Below are 19,758 nucleotides of genomic sequence, written 5' to 3'. Positions count from 1 at the left end.
ACTCCTTCATCCATTCTTATCACGTTTCGACTTTATAGCGTTTCAGGTATCCGTATTTGGCGAGCTCGTCCAATTGATCCTGCTTCATCCGATCGTAAAAGTCGATTTTCTTTTGCCAGATCCCGCTCCACGTCTTGTCAGTACGATGATCTTGCAGACGGTAAGTATCCGCCAGGAATGCTCCGAAGTACGCAGCTAGCTTTTCCGCTCCGTATACGTTCAGATGCAGGCCCGCGTCATAGGTATCCGTCTGCAGGTCGATTCCGGCATCGTCCATGTGCTTCAGAAAATTGATGTAGGTTAAATCGTGGGCCGCAGCGTACTGCTCCATCTGGGTATCCCACTCGTCGTGCCAATGCGGGTAGATCGTCGGCGCTTTGACCAATACGAGTTGGATACCATTTTCTTTGCACAATTCCGTCAATCGATCCAAGTAGCTATAGGCGTTGGAACCGAATCGGTAATCGGGAAGCCTCGGAGCTCTCGGAACTCTTCCCGCCGGCTTCACGTCTACTCTCATATAATACCCATTGTGGAATAACTTCTCCTTGCCGAACAAATTCGTGAAGTCGTCTTTGCTTAATTGATCCCATCTGGAATGAAAACGCAATAAGGGCGCTAGGTAATCGACGAGATGCTCGCTGTTCATCATGGACGCTTGAATGCTCTTCAGCTTGGTTGCCGAGAGTTGCATCCCATCGAGCGTCATGCGGTTATATTCTTCTTTTTGCGGTTCGTTGTACTGCATGGCGAGAACGTTAAAGACGACGACTTTCGGCTTCTCGTATTTCAGCGTCTCTTCCAGCAAATAGTACGACTGCCAGATCAACTGTTGCGCGCTGCCGCGGATATAGCTCGTAATCCCGTATTTCTCCCACAGCGTTACCGGCGAGAAATTCTCGTACACTTCGCAGTCCCCGAGGAATATAACGTCGAAATCCTTGCGTTTCTCTTTGTAATATTCGCCGATAAGCGAACCCTCGACGATGCCGGATACGTATTTGGGCATAAGCAGGCGTTGCAGCACATACAACGAGCCGAGCAGCAGAACGATCGCGACGGCTCCGATTATAAGCTTCTTCCGTACCAATGTCCCCTCATCCCTCCTTTGAAATCAGAACTGATTATAGATAAATTGCTTCGCGTCATAACCGACGCCGTAAGCCCCGAAGACCAGAATCGAGAGGATCAGCATGCCGTAAAGCGAATACCTTACGCCAATCGGCTGCGCCTCTATCTTCTCCCTCACGCTCCCGCTTCTTTGAAGCAAGCTGACGATTCCGACAACCGCTAGGCTCAACAGGATTAAGACATAGTGACTAAAAGAGATGCCCAGATGAAGCAGCGAACCGTCGAATAAGACTCGATAATTGAAGGTCGTGAACATGGACCCGAACATCTTGAACGTCAGCGGCACGTCCATGTAACAGTCGAACAGCCGGATCGAGCTCATCAGCAGCAGCGTCCGCACGACTTGGAAAGAGCGGAATCCGAACGTATGCTTCACATTAAACTTTCCATGGAACCAATCGTAGAACGGTTCCAGTTCTTGCGAGATAAGAATGATGATACCGTTCGCCAGTCCCCATGCGATGAAGTTCCAGCTGGAACCGTGCCAAATGCCGGTGGCGAACCAGGTCGTTAAAGTCGCTAGATACACGGGAGCGCGTTTGCCGATCGCGTTGCCGAACCGCCGGCGGGAGAACTTCGACAGGGCAAGCATCGGCTTCGAGACGGACATCGGGAAGAAGACGTAATCCCGGAACCAAGCGCCCATCGAAATATGCCATCTGCGCCAGTAATCCGTGATCGACTTGGCGAAATACGGTCTCAGGAAATTTTCCTGAACCTTGACGCCGAGCACCTGGGCAATCCCGATCGTAATATCGATACCGCCTGAAAAGTCGGCCAACAGCTGATACGCGTATAACAACATGCCAACCAGCACGAACGCACCGTTATAGTGATCGGGATCGTCGAAAATCGTCCGAACGCCCACCGTGAGTTGATCGGCGATGACCAGCTTTTTGAAAAATCCCCATGCGATTCGCTGCAAGCCGAACTTTACGTTGCGGCCGTCGAAGTCGTGCGGGCCGTACAACGTCTTGCCCAATTGATCGAATCGGCTAATCGGTCCTTGTATGACTTCGGGGAAAAAGGAAACGAACAGCGCGAACTTGAACAGATTGCGCTCCGGCGGAAATTTCCCCCTGTAAATATCGATCAGGTAAGCCGCGCTCTTGAACGTATAGAAGGAAATGCCGAGCGGAACGGCGATTGTCCAGAAGGAAATGCCGCCTTCGCTTCCGAAAGCCCGGGCGATGAGATTGATGTTCGCGATCGCGAAATCGGTATATTTGACGAAAGCAAGAATGCCTAAGGCCACGAACAAGGCCAGCAGCATCGGGATCCGTTTTCTTCCTTTCATCTTGGATTTATATTCATTGATCTCGGGCTTGGTTAATTCTTGCTTATGTTCCCGCAAATACGCGGATTCGGTCTGCACCAAGTCGCCGATTCGGCGTCCGGCATAATAAACGCAAACCGTCGTCGCCGCGATATAAGCAAGAAATTGAAGCCCGGATAACGCATAGAACAAATAGCTCGCGATGAGAAGCAATACCCACTGGTATTTTCTCGGAATGAGGTAATAGAAGACGAACAAGACAACGAGAAAGAGAATGAAACCGTATGAGGTGAAAAGCATGATCTCCCCCTATAAATCGTCGGATAGTCTGATGATTAACGCGTACAGCGCCTGAGCGGAATTGAAGTTATCGGGCGTGATTTCCTCCACGGGAATCGTCACGCCGAATTCGCCGTCGATTTCCGCAAGCAGCGTGACGATGTCGAAAGAATCCAACACTTTATCCTTGATTAGCGTATCGCATTGACGAAAATCGACGTCAGGGTGCATATCTTCCAATATTTTCAATAATTCATCCATGTGCTTAACTCCCCTTCTTCATGCAAGCTTCTTTGAGGTAAACGCGATCGATTTTTCCGTTCGTCGTGAGCGGCATTGCGTCTAATGGCTCAATCCGATTGGGAATCATATACTTCGGCAGCTGCAGCTTCAGTTCTTTGACGATCGATCTGGCGTCCGTTTCGCCTACGAAGAATAAGACGATCTTCTCCGTGGTTTTGTCGTAAACGCAGCAAGCGCTCCTGACGCCTTCCAGCCGACTGACGTTCGCCTCGATTTCTCCGAGCTCGATGCGATACCCCATATGCTTGATCTGGTAATCTTTGCGCGAGACGAACATCAGCTCGCCGCGCTCGTTGTATTTGCCCAAATCCCCCGTCCGGTAGATCAGTTCGGGATATAGAGCGTTTAACGGATTTTGTACGAAAACTTCGTTCGTCTTAGCGAAATCCCCGTAATAACCCAGCGTCAGGCAAGTGCCTCGAATGCAAATTTCTCCGGTTTCCCCGGGAGCGGCTTCGCGATCGCCTGCACCAAGCAAGAGGATTTCGGTATTCCGAAACGGCCTGCCGATCGGTAAAATCTCGTGTTCCTCGAACGCCCGTTCCACCTTGTAGTAACAAGACATGCCTGTCGCTTCGGTAGGGCCGTATAAGTTAACGAATCTCGCGTTAGGCAACGCGCTTCTCCACAGATTGAATTGTTTCACCGGGAATGCTTCGCTGCCGAACGCGACGGTATGCAGAAATTGCGGAACCAGCTTGTCCAGCACTTTGAAGGAAGAGATCATCGTTAACGCCGATACGACCCAGCATACGGTGTTTATGCGATACTCGTTCAGGAACTCCACCAATTTGAGCGGGAACATAAACAGGCTTTTCGGGATGATATACGTCGTCGCTCCGAACTTCAGGGTCGGGAATAGCTCTTTAAAGCAAGCATCGAGATACAGCGGCGTCTGATTCCCGAATATCGTGTCTTCGCTCAGCGAAAGCACGTCGGATAAGTTTTCGATATAATCGATAACCGATCTATGGTTGGCGATGACGCCCTTCGGAACGCCCGTTGAGCCGGACGTGAAGACGACGTACACAGGATCCGTATCCAAGGCGGAAAGACGTATTCGGGTTAATGCCTCGTCGTCGACAGGACCTTGAATCAGGTCGTCGAACAGATGCACATTCCCTTGAAAGTCGATGGCATCGGCGCTTTCCTTCGTCGACTCGTCGCAGATGATCGCGCCGGGATTTATCTTCCTAACGATCGTCTCGATGCGGGTGCGTGGCATCTCGTCGTCTAGCGGTACGTAGAAATTGCCGCTATAGATAACGCCGTAATAAGCCGCGATCGCTTTCGGACTCCTGTTCATAAATACGACGATCGGTTGCTTTTGCAAATTGTGCTTGTTCAGAAACGTGCCGATCGCTCTGGACTGCCCGTACACTGCTTGGAACGTAAGGCCGAATTCGTCGTTCGCGTAAGCTGTTTTGTCCGGCACTCTTCGTACCGTATGCTCTAAATACTCCATGACATTGAACTGCATAGGCAAACCTTGCCTTTCTTATTTTAGATACTTGCTTCTTTCTTTGAGCGGTTTGGTCGGCGTTGCCGGATGTTTAGTCTTATCGAATAGGTAGTAGTTCTTAAATTGCTTATTGAATAATGCCAGTTCTGCGTCCGTAAGCAGGAAAGTCGTATTCTTTTTGATCGTGGGAGTGGTATCGAAGTGATACCAGGCGCCATCGACTTTGACTAAGCTCCAGAAATGTTTCGTTTTTCTGCCCTTGTCCCGAATCACGGTTTGCGTTTCGAAGCCGCTTCTCTCCAACAGTATCTTTGCAGTGGCGTAATACACGAAGCAGTCACCCGTACCTTGTTTAAACCCTTGAAGGGCGCCTTTTCGCCAATCGGTGTGGCTGGAACTGTCGACATAGCCGATGTTGTACTTGGTCCATTTGAAGATTGCCCATAATTTGTCGACTTCCGTCATGTTTTCCGTCAAGATCTTGGCGAGTACGGTATCCGCCAGTTTATTCAATTCTTCTTCGTTGAGGGGGCTCGCAGGCTTTACCTTGACCGTTACGGTAGCTTCCGCTTGGGCAGCATTGCCTGCGGCGTCCTGGGCCCTATACGTAATGTTGTAAACGCCGGCTTTCTTTAGGTTGACGCCGCTCGTATCTACGGCCAAAGCGACGTTCGTATCGTGATTATCCTTAACGGTTACGCCGGTCTTGTAAGAAACGCGGTCTCCGATAAAAACGGTTAAATTTTGGACTCCCGTGATTGCGGGCGGCTCCGTATCAGCCTTGGTATCCGGCGTGGCAGCAGACGCTGCGGCCGGTGTGGCAGTCGGCGTGGCTGAGGGCTTGTTATCCGCCGATATGCTGTCCATCGAAGTCCAAATAACCAACGCGGCAATAAGAACGAAGGCAACTCCTAAGATGACCTTGCTTCGTCTAGTGCGTCTAGTTCGTCTTGTGCGCATGCGGCAACTCCATTCCTGTCGAATCTTTACGAATAATTTCAATTCATTTCAATATACTATAGCCAAAACCGGATTACGGAATTCAAGAATTTTCATTTCATTGAAAAGCTTTAATAGCATTTCAGTCGAAATTTTACGAAAAAGATGATAATACAAAATAAGGTAGAGATGATGAAACGACCTCAATTAGGCGTAATAGGCGGGATGGGACCGAAGGCGACATCCGTCTTCTACGACAGAGTTATTGAATTCACCGAAGCGGACGCGGATCAAGACCATATCGACATGATTATTCTGAATCATGCGTCATTGCCTGACCGAACGAGCTCGATCCTTGAACGGAAAGATCGGCAATTCCTGCGGCTCATCCAAGCGGACATCGCGCTGCTTGAGCATGCGAAAGTGTCTAACATCGTGATGCCTTGCAATACGGCGCACCGTTTCTTCGACGACATTCAAGGCATGACGGCTATTCCGATCGTCAACATGGTAAAAGAAACGGTCGAGGAACTGCTCGCGAAGCATAAAGCGAATCGTAAAATCGGCATTCTCGCGACCGACGCCACCCTTCAAACCGATATCTATTCGAATGTCCTGCGGCAATACGGCCTTGAGCCGGTTATCCCGAGCCCGGGCATGCAACAAAGCATTATGAGCATCATCTATGAAGATATCAAAAAAACCGGACACTCGGATGCTCGTGTACTCGAAGGTATCATGACGGAAATGCTCCAGCGGGAAAAATGCGACGGCCTCGTTCTCGCGTGCACGGAATTATCGTGCATCGAATTAGGCGAATCCGTGCGGCCTTACTTTATCGACGCCTTGGACGTGCTCGTGCATCGGTCCATTACGTTGTCCGGCGGTACGATCAAGTCAGCGTGCTCCGAACGGCTGTTCATAGAGAAATCATGAAGACGAATCGCACGCCTAATTCTTTGGTAATAAACTTGGACAATGCTCGATCACGCATCCAGCTGTCTTTCCGGTGTAACAGGCGGATAAGGTCGGCAGATTGCCGAAGGCTATCCAGTTAGATTTGTATATTCTAGAAACATGGGGATCACCTCATCATCTTGGAATTGTACGAAGCTGTGGTGAAGCCTTATTGAAAGAAAAACCTTCATTCCTACACGAATGCTCGTGCTTGAATGAAGGTTTTTATGAAAACCGGCTCATTGAACAGCTACATCGTATTTTTTCAAGTACTGTATGAAGACAGAAATGTCCTTGTCTTGCTCTTGCTGCCAGTTGGAAATGATATGGCGGGGATGAAATCTAATTTAGCCACCTGATCTCTCCTTTCCCTTGATATAACCTGCAAAACCGCGCACATTAGATTTCATCTCTAAATGAAACTTTTGGGGTCCTAATACAGTTCTCAGCACCCATCATTCATTATCTAGTGTTACAGGAATAATTTTATAACCAATTCCGTTAATCGTTTGAATGAGCCCTTGCCATCTTCCAAGCTTCTTGCGGAGCCTTTGGATATGAATATCTACCGTTCTGGTTCCCCCGGCATAATTAATATCCCATACCTTCTTCAGCAGCACCTTTCTGGAATATACCCGATCAGGATTACATGCAAGCTCAACGAGAAGGTCAAACTCTTTTAGCGTCAAGTCTAGTTCTTGACCATCCATCCTCACCGTCCGACTATATAATTGAATCGATAAACCACCCATCTCAATATTTACTTTCTCAAGCTCATTACTATTGTCATATGCAAAATTTCTCCTACGGTATAATGCCTTTACTCGGACCAGCACCTCCCGGATATCAAAAGGTTTGGTCATGTAATCATCCGCACCTAATTCCAGGCCAAGCACCTTGTCTACGATATCGTTTTTCACAGTCAGCAAAAGCACGCCTGGCCGTTCTTTCTGATTAAGCTTACGGAAAACCTCATATCCGTTCATTTTAGGCATCATAATGTCAAGAATAATTACGTCGGGTTTAAATGCTTCCGCTTTTTCTAGAGCTTCCTCCCCGTCAGCAGCGGTTCTGACCGTGTAGCCTTCTCGCTCAAGCGCATAAGTTATGGCACTAGAAATGCTGAAGTCGTCTTCCACAACAAGTACTTTCATCATAATAAACCCCTTTTGAACCAGCTCTTGACTCCATTAAATCATTGAAGAAGTTATATCTTTCCGTCATGCATGTATTATGTAAAATCAGAAGTTATAACTCTTTTACCTGAACGAAGAATTGATTGCTCTACGAGTACATCCATAGCATCAATACAATATCTTTTAATATTTTGCCGCAATGGTATACTTGATAATTCCGTGCAAGCAATTACGACACAGTCACAACCGAAGTCGCTCAGCAGCTTCTCTATTATCTCCTCGATTTCTGCTGGCTTAACCTGTTGATTTTTCTTCAGTTTCTCATAAATGATACTCATGATACGTTTCTGTATTTCTTCATTCGGCTTGTATAGTTTAAGGTTCAATCTTTCACATTCTTTGCTATATACCCCGTTATGCAAGGTTCCATCAGTCGCTAAAATCCCTATTTTACTGCCTGATCCAAACTTATCCGTCACGAGCTTAAGTGTCTCGTTAACCATGTTTATAATGGGAATGGGGGTCATTTCCTGCATCTCATCATAAAAGCAATGTGCGGTGTTGCAGGGTATTGCAATATTGGACACACCGGCATTATGAAGGAGAGCCATGTCTTTAGATATTTTATTTAAAAATAGATCCCCTTCCTTCTTTCGAAGAACATCGGTCCGGTCAGGAAGACTTGTATGATTAAGAATAATGATATTAATGTGGTTCTGATCCAGATCCGCATTCGTTTTATTTATTATTTTTTCAAAAAAAACCGAGGTCGCTTTGGGACCCATTCCTCCAATAATACCTAAGCTCCCATGTTCCATCTTCGTTCACCTACTTAGCCTGCATATTAAAAATTCGAACCACTGGCTATTCCGTAATGTATTATCCATATCACCTTGTAAACTTTGGTTCAGTTAATAGCGCTAAACTAATCATGCAAAAAACATATCTCAAAAATACATACAAGATGTAACTTCTTTGTAACATTTTAATTAATGGATGAATGAATCCGAATACTTCGAATTTATTCTTAGCTCCATCACGTGCAGCGTCATTAGAGGGAATAAAACGTTACGGGCCAACTATAACAGCTATTATCCCCATCCGTAAGAAGGCTGTTTTTTTATATATGCTTTATAAAAGTAAAGCCATGCTCCTAGCAACGCATAAGATCTCTATTCCAAAATCAACCAGATATTTGTCTAGTGAATAAGCGAAGCAAATCATTCCCGCAATGATCATAGAAACAGCCTGCTGAGCATTCAGCAGGCTGTTTCTTATATTTTGAAATATGAAATATATACGATGGCCTTAGTTTTCAAATTTTATGCCAATTAATTGCTCACTTAATTTCCATAGTCTTTCCGCTTCTTTGGGATCAACCGCCCACTCAAATACGCCGGGAGTGTAAGGCGTGTCCGTCATGCCTGCAATATCTCCGTTTTCGCAATAGACCCCGCCCTTTCCGTCCAGCTGAGGATGAACGGCGCACCAAATCAAAGTGGCCGCCCCTTCTTCAATCGTTTTGATTTCATCGTTATACTCGGTAAAAACACGCTCACCTTGTTCGTTTAAAGCGCCCATTGCACGCAATTCGTCATCCGTTAAATGACGGGCCAAATCTGTGGCGATCGTGCCTGGATGAACCGAAAATGCTCGCACTCCGTGAGGCTTTCCGCGCTTGTCCATTGCAACGGCAAACAAAGCGTTGGCTGTTTTGGATCTGGCGTAAGCAAGCCATTTGTCATATTCGCCCGAGTTAAAATTCGGATCCACAAAATCAAAAGCGCTGAGTTGCAAGGCACGCGATGAGACTGAAACAATTCTTGCGCCTTTTGCCTTCTCAAGCGCCGGCCATAACCTTAACGCCAGTTGAAAATGTCCCAAATGATTGGTTGCAAGCTGAGACTCAAACCCCCGGGAATCACGAACAAGCGGAGCTGCCATTATTCCCCCGGCATTAAGAAGAATGTGTAAAGGCCTGCCAGAAGCAAGAAAACGCGTTGCAAACGCATCAATCGAGGCTGGATCCATAAGATCTAAACGTTCGAGTTCCACACCGGACACTCCCTCAAGTGCTGTTTGTGCTTTTTCCAACGCGCGAGCGGGAACAATAACCCGTGCCCCGGCAGAAGCAAGGGCTTTGACGGCTTCGAGTCCGAGTCCGGAATAACCACCTGTCACGATAGCCATTTTTCCGCGAAGGTCCTGTTCCCCAATTATCGTCTGTGCAGTCGTTCTTGGACCAAACCCGGATGCTATGGGGGTTTGAAGGCCAAAGTCGTTTTGAATTGTCATAGGTGTAACCTCCATGCTTGTTTAAAGTGACGGGCTATGTCGTACCTCGAGGACAACTATAACAGGTATTGATTTATTTCATAAGGAGGCACTTTTTTTAAATATGCTTTATAAATCTAAAGTGCCTGCACTGTCTTAATCATTTATTACCGCTTTTTATGGGCTTGAATTTCGAATAAGGAAACAGACATGGACTCATAATACTAGGACAATTGGTCATGCATGTAATCATGTCCTTTTATAATTGGCATATTTCTTCCAGTGACATCGCATTTTTTTGCACTATACTTTAAATTAGATACTTTAAATATTAGGCTAACATTATAATTGATTGTGAGATGATAAAATTGGAGTCCTCGAAGTTTGATCTTGATTGCATTACATCAATTTCTGAGGTGTTGCAATTCCTTTCAGGAAAATGGACATTTCTTGTCATAACGGAGTTATTAAAAGAACCTCAGCGGTTCAACCATTTACGAAGAAGTTTAGGGAACATTAATACAAAGGGATTAACGGATACCTTGCGCAATTTAGAAGAACATCAAATGATAAAAAGAGAAGTATTTTCTACCGTACCGGTCACAGTGGAGTATTCCATTACTGAAAAGGGAAAAGCTTTTACAGACGTGTTTAATGAAATACATCGATGGAAAAACGAATGGGAAGCGCCGGTTTTAAAATAATATAACGTCAATGGTCTTCAAACGCCCACCGGTACTCAATCGGTGCGCGTTATTTTTGTTTGGCCGCTTAAAATGATGGTTACAAAGAAGAAGGTTTCCTAAGGGCCAAAATGGTTGACCTTTAAGAAACCCCCTCATTATTTTTACGGTATTATACGAATTGAACGAGTTGCTGCATTGGGCGTCTTGTTTTGGCACGAACCGGCTCCTTTGATCTATAGCCGAAAGCCACCATAACACTCAAACCAAATTCGTTGTTGCCGAGCAGTCCTTTTTTCTCGAGTAATTCATTCACTGCATCTAAATCGAAACCTTCAATTGGACACGAATCGATGTTAATATGTGCAGCGGCAGTCATCATGTTACCCATAGCCAAGTAGGTTTGCTTCGATGACCAGTCTAGCAGCGCCCTTTCCGTATCGAGCTTAAGATCCCCGTAGAATTGCGCATATGCGTCCCGCATGCTGTTATACACATGAACAGGCATCTTTTTCACTTTCGTTTGCTGTTCCACGACGTATGGAGAATCGAAGGTAAGTCCCTTCCTCGCCAAGATGATCACAAAGTGACTAGCTGTAGGCAACGAACGGACAGCACCGGTAACGTGTGGGGCTAGCTCTTTTCTAAATTCCGGCGTCTGAACAACCAGGAATTTCCATGGCTCGTTACCTCCGGAGCTTGGTGAAAGCCGGCCAGCCTCTAAAATAAACTCAAAATCCTCATTCGTAATTTTTCTTGTCAAATCGAATTCTTTAGTCGCATGTCTGAAATGAAATGTAGACATTAATTCCGTTTTTTTTGCCTCGATATTCATTAATTAAAACATCCTCTCATTTTATGCTGTATTTTTAAGGCTACTGAAGCTTCTGCGCGATACCGGCAGATTAAATATGCATTTCTTGTGAAACGGAAACCGTATGCTTACTTTTTCCTCCGCTTATTAATGCGAGGATCACTGCAATGACAGCAAATGCACCACTTACGATTAGTGCCGTTCGAAAGCCCAACAATAACGCATCGCTCGCCATTTCATGATGCGCTGACGTGGTAACGGTAGTTGCAACTGTGGCAAGAATGGATAAACCCAGGCTTCCTCCTAATTGCAAGAAAGTATTTACAATCCCTCCGGCAATACCATGTTCCTCGGGTTTTACATCCTGTACGGATCCGACTATTACCGCCGTGTAGGATGCGCCCACCGACAAACCGAGAATGATGAAGGCCGGAAGAATAAATGTTGCATAGCCCTTAGTCATGTCCATATCACTTAACCAGAACATGCCAAGCGCGTTGATAAGCTGCGTAATAACCAGAACTTTTTTGGCACCAAATTTACGCATGAAGAACGGCGTGATTTGTGTGACTACGATAGCAGTCATTCCTAGTGGCAAGAAAGCTAAACCAACCTTTAAAGAGGAATAGCCAAGTTCATGAAAATATAAAGTCGAAAAGTAATTGAAACCACTAACGTATGAAAACATTAGAAAACCAATGAAATTTGATATAAGAAGCGACCTGAATTTAAAGAGGCGAAGCGGCATAAGCGGATTTTTGGCATATTTCTCGATCGCTACGAACAACAGGAGTACGAATACCCCCACAATCAGCATGATGATTTTCGATATTGGCCAGCTTCCGTTCACATCAGGCATTGAAATGCTGTAGACGAGGATAAAAATCCCCGCCAATACAGATATTAATCCCATAAAATCAATGGATTGCTTTTCAGCTTTAACAGAAGGACTTACTTTAACAAATATCAATCCAACGATAAGCAGCAATGCCAATGGAACATTTAGATAAAACAACGATCTCCAGCCTGCAGAATCAGTCAGCAAACCGCCGACGATCGATCCTGCCGCCGCTCCCCCGGAACCTAATGCGCCGAATATACCAAACGCTTTGTTACGTTGTGCTCCTGCGGGGAAGTTATTACTAATGAGCGACATTGCCGCCGGAATAGACAGCGCCGCCCCTACTCCTTGTATGGCTCTGCTTGCGATTAACCAAACCGGATTCATTGACAGAGCGCCTGTCAAAGAGGCAAGCGCAAATATGCCCAGACCTACCAGCAAAACGCGTTTTCTGCCAAGTAAATCACTGGCGCGTCCTCCAATCATCAGAAAACACGCGAAGGTAAGCACATACGAAGTGACGATCCATTGTAAGTCATTTGCTTGCATATGAAGTGCCGTTTGAATGGACGGTAACGCGACGACGACCGTAGAACTGTTCATTACTTCGATGAATTGCGCAAAACATACTATTATAAGCAAAAGCATATTCGCTTTTGAAATACGATCACTCACTTTATTCACTCCTATTTTATCTATATTGAAATTTGTTAATAAAGACTTTCAAACATTCAATACCATCGGACTGTGATCCAATTCAGATACTTTCGCTACATGACTAACAACCTCTCTTCTTTTGCCTTCTAGTCAAGTTTTATTGCCTTGGCCACAACTATAACAGGGATTCTTAACTTTCATAAGGAGGTTATTTTTTTAAATATACTTTAGAAAAATAAAGCTATTCTCTTCCCTTGGACCACAATCTCAAGCTTGCGAGCGACTTTATTCAAATAAAGCATGTTTAGAAAAATAGCCTTCTTATGGTGGAAAATAAGACCTGCTATAGTAGACCTCGAGGAAAACCGGAGGAAAACCGAATCCTTAATAAATTGGTGAGAAGAGGTTGTCTGCAATGTTGGTACAGAGTTTCAATCCATAGCTAACTTTAAAATGAATGAAAAAGAATTCGGTTGAAGAAAATACGTCTGATTAGGAAAACAAAACTGCCCTCGGGACTCCGAGGATCATGGCGAAGTTATTACCAATACACACAAAGGTAGTGATCATATGTTGAAAATGAACAAATCCTATTTACCCGTCATTCTAATACTGGGCACGATCATGCTAACTGCTGTACTATCAGGCTGCGCGAATCAAAAAGGCGTGGAAAAGCAAAGTACTCAATCAGAACAAGTTATAAAGGCGCAACAACAAACGGCAAATGTCAATGTACAGGCACAATTAGCTAAATTAGCCGAGCTTGATAGCAAATATCAACGATTGCAAGATATGGAACAAATTAAGCAATTAAAGGCCCGCTACTTCCGCTTTATTGATGAGAAAAAGTGGAAGGAATTTGGAGAGTTATTTACGGCTGATGCGAAAATCATTTCAGATGGCGTGGATTATTCAAAGGGCGGCGGAACGGCTTACGGCAAAATGATCGGAGATCTAGTGGGTAAAGCGCCGACGGTTCATCACGGTTATATGCCTGAAATAGAGATCATCGATAAAAATCATGCTAAGGGTATTTGGGCAATGGAGGATTTATTAACCTTTCCCGATAAGAAAGGAGCATACCCAGGGCATCATGGGTACGGCCAATACAGAGAAACCTATAGAAAAGAAAATGGTGTCTGGAAAATCAGCAGTACGGAACTTAAGCGATTCCGTGTGGATCCTCTTAAAAACTGGAACCCGAATACAGATCCTGTAACAGGCAAACCTACAAAATAAAATCTAATATCCATTACCAATCGAAACTCCTTCAAACACTCGAGAAGAGCGTCTGCTGGGGTTTCTTTTTATTCATGATGCCTATGCATCACTTTATCTTTGTAAAGCATGTTTAAAAAAACTGCCTTCTTACGACAGCAATGGATACCTGTTATAGTTGATCTCGAGGCAATTGAATCTCAATTACCATCCTAAATGAGAGGTTGTTCCAATATGCGGTACAAAATAACATTCACTTTCTTGTAGTCGATTTTGACCCATTAACGACTCGTTTCGGAGTATCGTCACGAAAAGATGTAGATACCACAAATATAAATTAATCGATTAAGGACGTGATCATATGTCAGTAAATACAGATCAACAGCTATTAGATAAAATTACGGAACTTGAAGAGAAGTATCAGCGCCTAGAAGATATCGAGCAAATCAAACAGTTAAGAGCTCGTTATTTCCGGTTTGTTGATGAAAAAAAATGGACGGAGTTTGGGGAGCTATTTACGTCGGATGCTAAAATCATTGCCCAAGGGCAAGACTTCTCTGACATGGGCGGTATGGCTTACGGAAAAATGATTGGGGACCTTGTGGGCCGTGCACCTACGGTTCACCATGGGCATATGCCGGAAATCGAGATAATCGATAAGGATAACGCAAAGGGTATTTGGTCCATGGAGGATTTATTGACTTTCCCTGATGCGGAAAATGCATATCCCGGACATAATGGATATGGACAATATCGCGAAACCTATCGTCGTGTAGATGGTGTATGGAAAATAAGCAGCACAGTACTAACCCGTTTCCGCATGGATCCTCTGAACAATTGGAATCCTAACACGGACCCTGTAACAGGCAAGTAATTAAAACGTAAGGGCTGACTGTAGGAACGGCCTGCATACTAAATAAAAAGGTGATTCTTCACAAAAATAGCGTTGCAGAGGGCTATCCCTGCACCGCTATTTTTGTTTTTCCTTGCTGCAGGAACCGGCACAATCCCCGGCTATTCCTTATTTGGCCAAATCTCACTCTCGGGCATATGCATTCTCCGAACTTGCAACGTATGTCCATCATCTTCGCTCATTCATTGCTCCCCAGCTTGTCGTTTGAGGCGAAGATACTCCATTCTGTCCTTTATATCCTTCCATCCAAGAAATGTATTATCGAGCGGAACGCTTGGATTTACGTCATTTTCGTCAGTCTTACTTCACAACCATCGGAGGACCGATAATCACTGTGTCATTATCTGCCGCGATTTGAACAATTTCCTCGAGAGAATGACGCCCAATCTCAGGGAAAAAATCGTCGATGCCGCCAGGTGTGAAAATGAACAAGATCCGCCCCAAGTCAGGACCTGCGTTGACCCATGCATGAGGTGTACCGCGGGGAACTAGGACGCTTGTTCCGGGAGTCGCATCAAACTCCTTATCGCCAACTTGGAAACGGAATGTTCCTTCCAAGATTTCGAACGTTTCTTCTCGTTCGTTATGGATATGTTTTGGCGGGCCCATCCGAGATGGTACACGCGCTTCCACTACAGATATTGCTCCGCCAACTTGATTGCTGTGAAGACGCACAGCCATTTGCTCACCTGGCATTGTATCGAACCATACGAGATCCTCTGCGAAATTTACGACTGGTTTACTCATGTTGTCATTCTCCTTTAATCACTTGGATTCATTTTTCAAACTACTTTTATGGATCCGATCCCTTATCAATCGATTGCCATGGAGTCACTATATCAAATATGAATTACCTTCATAAGAAGGCACTTTTTTTAAATATGCTTTATAAATATAAAGCTTCGCGGAGAGGCTAATGTTTTCGAAACGTTTAACATTTTGTAAATGTAAATCTGATCAGCAACCTAGTCCCGTGACCACGTTCACTTCCTACTCTAAGGCTGTTAAGCAGATCACCGTATTATCTTGCTTAGCCTTGATTATTCGGCATAGCTCATAACCGTGTCCGTGGAAGCGGCGTCAAAACTTCTGAATCTCGATAACTGGAAATAAGGCCATGAGAAATAATCTCTCGGCCTTCTGATCGACTGTGACAACTACCATTTGCTTGTTTCTAAAAGATCCCGCATTACTTTCTAGCCGGTATCTGGCAATACCATTGGCGTTCGTTATTGTTGATATATCCTTTGAATTCGTACACAGGCTGGTAATACCCTTTCGTATCGTAGACATAGGTCAGAGCATATTCATTCACGACAAGCTTATCACCTTTTTGAAATGGCGAGTACATATAGAAATTACCTGCTTGAATTTGTTCAAACGCCTGTTTAGAGGAGATAAGCTCCAGCTTGCGGTCAAACTTGTTCCATATTGTTTGATTGAAGAGATCGCTCAGGGTCCCATCCTTAGCAAACTGCACCATGATTATACTGGAAACAAAATCATTATCCTGATGGGCCAGATCCTCAGGTTCTTTTGCATCCCATCGCAAAATATTGTTGTCCTGTATGCTGAATACAGCATTGTCAGGCAACAGGCCGCTTTGCGAAAGCCATTGCTCCATCTCTGCCCTCAATGTGGCTGCCTGATGATCCGAGAGACTTCCCCCCGCATCCCCAGCGCTGAAGTGCCAGCTTCCATCCTTATATTGATAATACAAGTCGGCTTCATGACCATCCGGTGCCGCACCCATAAAAATGCGATTGTCATCGCCTTCCCGGCGAATGATATCGGAAAAATTCACTGCGTACTTCCGGGATAGCTGATCAGCAATATCTCTGCCTCGTTGCATATCCTTTGCATAGATATTTCGGTAAATCGAAGCCCTATCAGCGTCCTCGTGCAAGAGTAGTTTATTTTCAACCGTCACCTCATCCATATCCTGCTTCATTGCAGGAAGGATAGGCATATTCCCAAACTCCTTCGCTTGGTACGTAATCATTGCACTGCCAATCAACGCACCGAACAACGCTGGAATCATTACACCCCGTAGAACAAATTGGATCGCAAAGCGTTTTTGCCGAGCACACACCAGGATCGCCATAACGAAGAAGTATCCTGCCAGACCTCCGATCAAGTTATGAAAAATATCGTCCAGCTCAAAAATCCCTTTCCCTGTTACGAGCTGAATGATTTCTATAAAGCCCGTCGTTAACAATGTAACAAGGAAGGTTAGCCAAAAGGTTTCTGCTCTGCGCATGAGCAGTGGCAACAGAAAGCCCAATGGAACGAACATTAGCATGTTAAATAGGATCAACTGCAGCTCACTGAAGGACCATTTATTCCATGCATTCACATAACCGCTGAATAAATGGAGATTGATATCACCCGTAAAGTTTGCAACCCTGCTGATTGTAGTTAGTCCTAGTACAACTAAAAACCAGGCAACAAGCAGACTGAGCACAACCCATTGTTTTTTGGACATGTTTCTTTTTCCGCGAAAAATTTTTTTATATATAAGATAGCCGCCGCCCAGCAGCGTAATGACGCCAAGGCATCCGACCAGTGCGGCGAGCGCCCATTTGATCAGTGCAGTAGAAACAGTAATTAAATCCATATATCCATCCTTCTCCCCAGCCTTTTTGGCTTGCATCCAATCCATGTCATAACTGAAAACTATAAGTGGTGAGAGTGACTATCGTCATGAAGTTTCTGTACCTATCTCGTAATCGATAACCATACCCTGTGCGGCTTCCTTTTTCCAACGACGATCCTCGAAATCATCATGCAGCGGATGCGCCACATACGTTTGATAATCCTCTTCGCTGTCGAAAACCATAGAAATACCGTAATCCAAAAGGTTATTTGGTTTTAGCCGAAAAGCGCGGAACTGCTTTACGACCGGTATCTTTGTCAATTGGCTCTCCGCATCGCGCATGAAGGCTTTAGCCTCCTCCGAACCCGTTGCATGCTTCAGACTAAAAATGACCATATGATGAATGCTTTTATGTCCCACTTTCACTCCTCCTTCCTGACTCATTTTTTTCAGCTCAGCGCCTGGACAAAATGGCCATTAACAAATGCCGCCATTGCAAATGTCCGAATCTAATTGATTTCGGGAAGCTTTAGCTTCTTTCCAAGCAGAATCAAGCACTTGAGTCATTGTGCTGGCGGGTTGGGCGCCGGAGATGGCATGCCTGCCATCTATCAGGAAGTACGGAACGCCTTGAATGCCTAATCTGGCGGCCAGCAGCTGATCATTTCGAACAGCTTCCCCATTTTGCGTGCCAGCGAGCATCGCTGATGCTTGCTGGCGATCCAGCCCAACTTGTTCGGCCAGCGACACAAGCGATTCGTGTTGTCCGATAGGCAGAGATTCCGTGAAATAAGCTTTATATAACAATTCGAGCAATTCTTGTTCCTTGCCGAATTCTCTTGCGAAATAAAGCAGACGGTGTGCGTCATGTGTATTCGCGTTTTTCACGGTATTGTAATTAAAAATCAAGCCTTCTTGTTTTGCCCGTTCCGTGACGGATCGGCTTTGCTTAGCCAAGGTTTCCGCCGAAATGCCGTACTTTGCGGCTGTATATTCGAAGTAATTTTTATCGGTTTGCAATGGAGAAGTAGGGTCCAGTTCAAAACTGCGATGAATGACCTCGACTTGATCGCGGTGTGCGAACTCCTGCAATGCCGCTTCGAAACGGCGCTTGCCGATGTAACAGAAAGGACACATAATATCCGACCATATTTCCACTTTCATAATTCCACTCCTTTATGCTGCGCTGTTATAAGAACCCTTACTGAAGTAATCCAGCTATGATTTGAAAATTGCGAAGCCGATCTTCTTGACGGTACATTTGAGTTGTTATAATGATCTCATCAGCGGAAGTGGACTTTGCTCATGTGACTGTCGTAGATTTAATTTACGTTAAAGCATTTATTTCGATCGCCTAGGTAAATATATCAGTTCTTCACATTATTCATAGAAGGCATTTTTTTTATATATGCTTTATAAAAGTAAAGCTATGTTTTGTCTATCAAGATGTGTAGCGGTGACGATATTTCGATAAATTGCTTTCGCTTTTAGGTTTTCAACTCAGCATAACAACATAAGAAACTGACAAAATAATAAATATAAAAGCAGCAGTTCCTTTTTTAAAAGTAATCTAACATACAGACCTCTCCGAAAGTACGATGTATAATTCCTGATGTGCTACCAATAAAAATATAACGGAAAAGAGGTTTTTAAATATGAATCAATCGAACCAGACTGTAATTATTGCACGTTTTCAATTGAAGCCAAATTCGGACAAGCAGGCTTTTTTTGATAATCTAAAGCCCTTGTTTGACACAATGTCAAAAGAGCCGACATTTGTAAACGGAATCGTTCATGAGAATGTCGATAATCCTGATGAGATTATTTTCTATGAAATTTGGAACTGTTCTAAAGAGACTTGGCTGGCAGAAGAAGAGTCCAAAGCTTACCGTCAAGGTCCCTACACCAGAGCTGCAGAGTTTTTACTGGGAAGAGAGCTTAGTTTCTATACACCGATAGGTGAATGGGGAACTACGATTACAGCAGGCAACCATTATTCTTAAATTAAACCAAGAAACCCGGCTGTCCTATTAAGGATAGCCGGGTTTCTTGAAAGTCCTATAACAGAGGCTATGATAATTTATATAAAGAAACCCCAATGCAACCAGTGCATTGGGGCTGTGGAACAGTTTTAAAAAAACATAAAAGCTGGGCTTGTTTTCGTGCTGCCATTTTTGGGTCTGAGCTAAGAGTAATTTTCGGGGTAGCGTAACAAAAAAGCCAATCCCCCGTTTATGGGCATATGCAAGCTATCTGACGGAAAATAAAGAACATTCCAG

General features: G+C 44.7%; 19 protein-coding genes. 5 read left to right on the top strand and 14 right to left on the bottom strand.

Going from position 1 to position 19,758, the window contains the following annotated elements; all coding sequences use genetic code 11:
- Positions 1-19 precede the first annotated feature (19 nt).
- Genes FHT67_RS08760 through FHT67_RS08740 form a run of 5 tightly spaced genes read right to left on the bottom strand, consistent with a single transcriptional unit; the run spans position 20 to position 5,411 of the window.
- Complete coding sequence (locus tag FHT67_RS08760) at positions 20-1,090, bottom strand: SGNH/GDSL hydrolase family protein (protein ID WP_132306439.1); 1,071 nt, start codon at positions 1,088-1,090, stop codon at positions 20-22.
- 24 nt (positions 1,091-1,114) lie between these two features.
- Entirely contained in the window at positions 1,115-2,707 is a 1,593-nt protein-coding gene (locus tag FHT67_RS08755) for an MBOAT family O-acyltransferase (protein ID WP_167197460.1), read from the bottom strand.
- A 9-nt stretch (positions 2,708-2,716) separates the two neighbouring features.
- Positions 2,717-2,947 (bottom strand): phosphopantetheine-binding protein, encoded by a 231-nt coding sequence (locus FHT67_RS08750; RefSeq protein ID WP_132306443.1) that lies wholly within the window; start codon positions 2,945-2,947, stop codon positions 2,717-2,719.
- Between the two features lie 4 nt (positions 2,948-2,951).
- Positions 2,952-4,454 carry an amino acid adenylation domain-containing protein gene (locus tag FHT67_RS08745; RefSeq protein ID WP_243867041.1) on the bottom strand — a complete coding sequence of 501 codons (1,503 nt, stop codon included), beginning with the start codon at positions 4,452-4,454 and terminating at the stop codon, positions 2,952-2,954.
- A 33-nt stretch (positions 4,455-4,487) separates the two neighbouring features.
- Complete coding sequence (locus tag FHT67_RS08740) at positions 4,488-5,411, bottom strand: transglutaminase domain-containing protein (protein ID WP_132306447.1); 924 nt, start codon at positions 5,409-5,411, stop codon at positions 4,488-4,490.
- A gap of 168 nt (positions 5,412-5,579) precedes the next feature.
- Here FHT67_RS08740 and cuyB (FHT67_RS08735) point away from each other — a divergent pair, with 168 nt between their 5' ends.
- Positions 5,580-6,326: a cysteate racemase gene (gene cuyB, locus FHT67_RS08735; protein WP_243711612.1), complete on the top strand. Its 747-nt coding sequence runs from the start codon at positions 5,580-5,582 to the stop codon at positions 6,324-6,326.
- A gap of 476 nt (positions 6,327-6,802) precedes the next feature.
- On the opposite strand, the gene FHT67_RS08730 is transcribed toward cuyB (FHT67_RS08735), so the two are convergent.
- From FHT67_RS08730 to FHT67_RS08720, 3 genes are all read right to left on the bottom strand, one after another.
- Positions 6,803-7,504 (bottom strand): response regulator transcription factor, encoded by a 702-nt coding sequence (locus tag FHT67_RS08730; RefSeq protein WP_167197455.1) that lies wholly within the window; start codon positions 7,502-7,504, stop codon positions 6,803-6,805.
- 74 nt (positions 7,505-7,578) lie between these two features.
- Complete coding sequence (gene cuyB / locus FHT67_RS08725) at positions 7,579-8,301, bottom strand: cysteate racemase (protein WP_167197452.1); 723 nt, start codon at positions 8,299-8,301, stop codon at positions 7,579-7,581.
- Between the two features lie 490 nt (positions 8,302-8,791).
- The gene (locus tag FHT67_RS08720) at positions 8,792-9,778 is read right to left on the bottom strand and encodes an SDR family NAD(P)-dependent oxidoreductase (protein ID WP_132306455.1); all 987 of its coding nucleotides are present in this window, start codon (positions 9,776-9,778) and stop codon (positions 8,792-8,794) included.
- A gap of 347 nt (positions 9,779-10,125) precedes the next feature.
- Between FHT67_RS08720 and FHT67_RS08715 the strand changes: the two genes are divergently transcribed.
- The gene (locus tag FHT67_RS08715; RefSeq protein ID WP_243711613.1) at positions 10,126-10,461 is read left to right on the top strand and encodes a winged helix-turn-helix transcriptional regulator; all 336 of its coding nucleotides are present in this window, start codon (positions 10,126-10,128) and stop codon (positions 10,459-10,461) included.
- Between the two features lie 151 nt (positions 10,462-10,612).
- Here FHT67_RS08715 and FHT67_RS08710 read toward each other — a convergent pair whose 3' ends face one another.
- Both FHT67_RS08710 and FHT67_RS08705 read right to left on the bottom strand, forming a co-directional pair.
- A complete protein-coding gene (locus FHT67_RS08710) occupies positions 10,613-11,275 on the bottom strand; it encodes an NAD(P)H-dependent oxidoreductase (protein WP_132306459.1) in 663 nt (220 codons plus the stop codon).
- Positions 11,276-11,345: 70 nt separating this feature from the next.
- Complete coding sequence (locus FHT67_RS08705; RefSeq protein WP_167197450.1) at positions 11,346-12,770, bottom strand: MFS transporter; 1,425 nt, start codon at positions 12,768-12,770, stop codon at positions 11,346-11,348.
- 561 nt (positions 12,771-13,331) lie between these two features.
- Here FHT67_RS08705 and FHT67_RS08700 point away from each other — a divergent pair.
- Positions 13,332-13,991 carry a nuclear transport factor 2 family protein gene (locus FHT67_RS08700; RefSeq protein WP_208403197.1) on the top strand — a complete coding sequence of 220 codons (660 nt, stop codon included), beginning with the start codon at positions 13,332-13,334 and terminating at the stop codon, positions 13,989-13,991.
- 340 nt (positions 13,992-14,331) lie between these two features.
- Positions 14,332-14,844, top strand: coding sequence for a nuclear transport factor 2 family protein (locus FHT67_RS08695; RefSeq protein ID WP_132306465.1), 513 nt, complete (start codon positions 14,332-14,334; stop codon positions 14,842-14,844).
- 339 nt (positions 14,845-15,183) lie between these two features.
- Here FHT67_RS08695 and FHT67_RS08690 read toward each other — a convergent pair whose 3' ends face one another.
- From FHT67_RS08690 to FHT67_RS08675, 4 genes are all read right to left on the bottom strand, one after another.
- Positions 15,184-15,630, bottom strand: a complete 447-nt coding sequence (locus tag FHT67_RS08690; protein ID WP_167197447.1) for a cupin domain-containing protein — start codon at positions 15,628-15,630, stop codon at positions 15,184-15,186.
- Between the two features lie 442 nt (positions 15,631-16,072).
- A complete protein-coding gene (locus tag FHT67_RS08685; RefSeq protein ID WP_208403196.1) occupies positions 16,073-17,545 on the bottom strand; it encodes a VanZ family protein in 1,473 nt (490 codons plus the stop codon).
- 39 nt (positions 17,546-17,584) lie between these two features.
- Positions 17,585-17,899 (bottom strand): Dabb family protein, encoded by a 315-nt coding sequence (locus tag FHT67_RS08680; RefSeq protein ID WP_165930637.1) that lies wholly within the window; start codon positions 17,897-17,899, stop codon positions 17,585-17,587.
- Positions 17,900-17,956: 57 nt separating this feature from the next.
- On the bottom strand, positions 17,957-18,643 hold the full coding sequence (locus FHT67_RS08675) for a DsbA family oxidoreductase (protein WP_167197441.1): 687 nt from the start codon (positions 18,641-18,643) through the stop codon (positions 17,957-17,959).
- 491 nt (positions 18,644-19,134) lie between these two features.
- On the opposite strand from FHT67_RS08675, the gene FHT67_RS08670 reads away from it, so the two are divergent.
- Positions 19,135-19,482: a putative quinol monooxygenase gene (locus FHT67_RS08670; protein ID WP_167197438.1), complete on the top strand. Its 348-nt coding sequence runs from the start codon at positions 19,135-19,137 to the stop codon at positions 19,480-19,482.
- Positions 19,483-19,758 lie beyond the last annotated feature (276 nt).

It is taken from the genome of Paenibacillus sp. BK720 (assembly GCF_011761545.1).
Classification (GTDB): Bacteria; Bacillota; Bacilli; order Paenibacillales; family Paenibacillaceae; genus Pristimantibacillus.
This window is presented reverse-complemented; position numbering and strand designations above follow the sequence as displayed.